The organism is Burkholderia sp. LMG 13014 (assembly GCF_905232215.1).
Classification (GTDB): Bacteria; Pseudomonadota; Gammaproteobacteria; order Burkholderiales; family Burkholderiaceae; genus Burkholderia.
Genome location: NZ_CAJNKE010000584.1, coordinates 1 through 3,639 on the forward strand (window position 1 = coordinate 1; position 3,639 = coordinate 3,639).

Sequence of the window (3,639 nt, forward strand, 5' to 3'; positions counted from 1 at the left end):
ACGTGCGCACCGTCCAGTGCCGAAGATTGCGTTGCCTCGTTCATGTCGACTCCTCATCAGGGATTGAAGGTTCGCGAACGTTAGGTCATTCCTTATCGCATTGGAACGTGGGAGACTTGAATAAGGTTCATGCCATAAAGGAATAAGATGGATTCGCTGCGAGCCATGCGCGTGTTCGTCCGCGCGATCGAGCTCGGCAATTTCTCGGCGGTCGCTCGCGAGGAAGGCACCGGCCAGCCGACGATCAGCAAGATCGTCGCCGCGTTCGAACAGGAACTGGGCGTGCGCCTGCTCGAACGCTCGACCACGAGCCTCGCGCCCACCGACGAAGGCCGCCGGTTCTACGATCGCTGCAAGCGCGTGATCGACGAATACGCGAGCGCGGTCGCCGAGGTGCGCGGGCAAACGGTGCGGCCGGTCGGCAAGCTGGTCGTCAATGCGCCGCTCGGGCTGGGCGAGCTGCGGCTGAACGCGCTCGTGCTCGAATTCCTCGCCGCGTGGCCGGAGATCGAGGTCGAGCTGCAATTGACCGACCGCGTGATCGACCTCGTCGAAGAAGGCGTCGATGTCGCGATTCGCCTCGGCCACCTGCTGCCGCCGGACGCCGTGGCGCGCCACATCGCGACGTCGCCGCGCCTGCTGGTCGCCACGCCGGGGTACGTGTCGCAGGCACCGAGGCTCCGCCGGCCGGAAGATCTCGCCAGGCACGAATATGTCGGCTACGCACGCGCGGACATCGGCAACGAACTGACCTTCGCCCGCGGCGACGAGCAGGCCATCGTTCCGGTACACGGCCGGTATCGCGTGAACAGCTCGATGGCGCTGCGGCAATGCTTCCTGGCCGGGAACGCGGTGGGCAGCGGGCCGGCGTGGCTCGTTCAGGACCTGATCGACAGCGGGCAGCTCGTGCGGTTACTGCCGAAGTGGGACATGGTGCCGCCGCATGCGCTGCACCTCGTCTATGCGTCGCGCCGCTATCTGCCGCTGCGGACCCGCACGTTCCTGCAGTTCATGGAGCGGCGGATTCCCGAACTGCCCGGGTTCCGGGCGACCACCGCCCCGGCCACCACCCCGACCGTGCCCGCCTCGCGTCGGGCCCGCTGACGGACGGGCGCCGCGTTCACGGCCGCCCGGCTACCGATCCGCCACCGTTTTCCCGATTCGCCGAATCCCCGCTATTGCAGCGCCCCCGGCGGCGGCGCCGGGCCGTTCGGCTAAAATGCCGCACTTTCCACCTTGTCCGGCCCGCTCGCCATGCAACCCGCCTCCCCCGCCCAACCCGCCGTCCACGGCGCCGACGCCGCAGATTCGGCCCGCGACCTCGTCTACGGCCCGAACGACCGGCCGGCGCCGATGGTCGCCTTCGTCGCCGCGCTGCAGCACCTGCTGGCGATCATCGTGCCGATCGTCACGCCCGGCCTGCTGATCTGCCAGGCACTCGGCGTGTCCAGCCGGGATACGACCCTTATCGTGTCGATGTCGCTGGTGATTTCCGGCATCGCCACCTTCGTCCAGTGCAAGCGCTTCGGCCCGCTGGGCGCCGGCCTGCTGATCGTCCAGGGCACCAGCTTCAACTTCGTCGGCCCGCTGATCGCCGGCGGCAGCCTGATGGTCAAGCAAGGCACGCCGGTCGAAACCGTGATGGCCGCGATCTTCGGCGTCGTGATTGCCGGGTCGTTCGTCGAGATGGGCGTGTCGCGCATCCTGCCGTTCGTGAAGCGCCTGATCACGCCGCTCGTCACCGGCATCGTCGTGCTGCTGATCGGCCTCACGCTGATCAAGGTCGGCCTCATCAGCATGGGCGGCGGCTATGGCGCGATGGCCAAGGGCACGTTCGCGAGCGCGGAGAACCTGACGCTATCGGGCCTCGTGCTCGGCACGATCATCCTGCTGAACCGCGTGCCGATCGTGTGGGTGCGCAGCACCGCGCTCGTCATCGCGCTCGTCATCGGCTATCTCGCGGCCGCATTCCTCGGCCGTCTCGACTTCACCGGCATGCACCAGGCCGCGCTGTTCCAGGTCCCGACGCCGCTGCACTTCGGCATCGGCTTCTCGTGGTCGCTGTTCGTGCCGATGCTGATCATCTACCTCGTCACGTCGCTCGAAGCGATCGGCGACGTCACGGCCACCAGCAAGATCTCGAACGAGCCGGTCGAAGGCCCGGTGTGGATGCAACGGATCAAGGGCGGCGTGCTCGTCAACGGCGCGAACTCGCTGCTGGCCGGCGTGTTCAACACGTTCCCGAGCTCGGTATTCGCGCAGAACAACGGCGTGATCCAGATCACCGGCGTCGCGAGCCGCTACGTCGGCATCTGGATCGCGGGGATGCTCGTGGTGCTCGGCCTGTTCCCGGTCGTCGCCGGTGTGCTGCAGGCCGTGCCGGAACCCGTGCTCGGCGGCGCGGCCATGGTGATGTTCGGCGCGGTGGCCGCATCGGGCATCAACATCCTCTCGGGCGTCCATCTCGATCGTCGCGCACTGCTGATCATCGCGGTGTCGCTCGCGCTCGGCCTCGGCGTATCGCAGGTGCCGGACATCCTCAACAGCCTGCCGCACGCGCTGAAGAACGTGCTGGAATCGGGGGTGGCAACGGGCGGCATCTGCGCGCTCGTGATGAACTGGTTCCTGCCGGAAAAGAAGTAAGCGGATCAACCGCGCGACGCGCGGTGCGCCTGACGGGCCGCACCGCATGTCGTGCCAGCCGGCACCCGCGGCTGCCGGTGCAGGCTGCGCGATCAACGCATCGCCAACCGGCCGATTCCGGTCACACCACCCGTCGCACCGATTGCGTGCCGCGCCGCGTCACCGTCAAAACCGCTCGTCCGCTATCGCCGGCATCACCAGTTCCCGTACGAACGCGGCATCGGACAAATGCAGCAGCGTACGCACGACGGCCACCACGTCGTGAACCGGCACCAGCCCGCCATCGCCGCGCGCCGCCGCCTCTTCTATCGGAACGGACAACGCATCGTCGGTATTCAGGTTGCCGAGTTGCAGGCACGTGACGGCCAGCCGGCTCCCCCTGAATCCTTCGCGCAACGCATCGGCCACGCCGTTCAGCGCGAATTTCGACGCGCCGAACGCGACTTCCGGCCGCCCGCTTTGCCGAAGCGCGGACGTGGAACCGGTCAGGATGACTTGAGGCTTGCGTGATTGCAGCAAGCGCGGCACCAGGCGCTTGAGCAGCAGCAGCGTGGCCGTGATGTTGACGTTCACCAGATCGACGATCGCATCGTCCGGCTCGTCCAGGAACGCGTAGCGGCCCGTGAAGGCTGTCGCCTCCCAGATACCCACGTTGCAGATCAGCACATCGAACGCGGACGGCGCGGCCTGCGCAATGTGCGCGGCGGCTTCGGCAGGCGTCGCCATGTCGGCCTCGATCCACCGAAGCTCGACACCCGGCGGCAATGTCACTGCGTCCGGACGACCGCGCGATACGCCGATAACGGTGTCGCCGGCGCGGCAGACGCCTTCAACGAGCGCACGGCCCAGCCCTCTGCTGGCGCCGACAATCATGATCCTCATGACGGGTTTCCCGATGGTTGTCGCGACGCGACGTTACCGGCGGCCGCATTTGAACGCGCCGTATCGGGCTCCATGCGAGGCTTGCTCGCAGAGAAAGCGCGTACGGACAGCCCG

3 protein-coding genes are annotated in these 3,639 nt (G+C 67.4%); 2 read left to right on the forward strand and 1 reads right to left on the reverse strand.

Annotated elements, in window-relative coordinates; genetic code table 11:
- The first annotated feature begins 147 nt into the window (after nt 1-147).
- Both JYJ84_RS31305 and JYJ84_RS31310 read left to right on the forward strand, forming a co-directional pair.
- Nucleotides 148-1,104 carry a LysR family transcriptional regulator gene (locus JYJ84_RS31305; protein WP_175221510.1) on the forward strand — a complete coding sequence of 319 codons (957 nt, stop codon included), beginning with the start codon at nt 148-150 and terminating at the stop codon, nt 1,102-1,104.
- 150 nt (nt 1,105-1,254) lie between these two features.
- The gene (locus tag JYJ84_RS31310; protein WP_122949273.1) at nt 1,255-2,643 is read left to right on the forward strand and encodes a nucleobase:cation symporter-2 family protein; all 1,389 of its coding nucleotides are present in this window, start codon (nt 1,255-1,257) and stop codon (nt 2,641-2,643) included.
- Between the two features lie 165 nt (nt 2,644-2,808).
- On the opposite strand, the gene JYJ84_RS31315 is transcribed toward JYJ84_RS31310, so the two are convergent.
- Entirely contained in the window at nt 2,809-3,525 is a 717-nt protein-coding gene (locus tag JYJ84_RS31315) for an SDR family oxidoreductase (RefSeq protein ID WP_175221509.1), read from the reverse strand.
- Nucleotides 3,526-3,639: the final 114 nt, after the last annotated feature.

Excerpts from the sequence above, each read along its gene's own strand:
- JYJ84_RS31315 (WP_175221509.1), bottom strand. The coding sequence starts at position 3,525 with ATGAGGATCATGATTGTCGGCGCCAGCAGAGGGCTGGGCCGTGCGCTC.
- JYJ84_RS31305 (WP_175221510.1), top strand. The coding sequence starts at position 148 with ATGGATTCGCTGCGAGCCATGCGCGTGTTCGTCCGCGCGATCGAGCTC.
- JYJ84_RS31310 (WP_122949273.1), top strand. The coding sequence starts at position 1,255 with ATGCAACCCGCCTCCCCCGCCCAACCCGCCGTCCACGGCGCCGACGCC.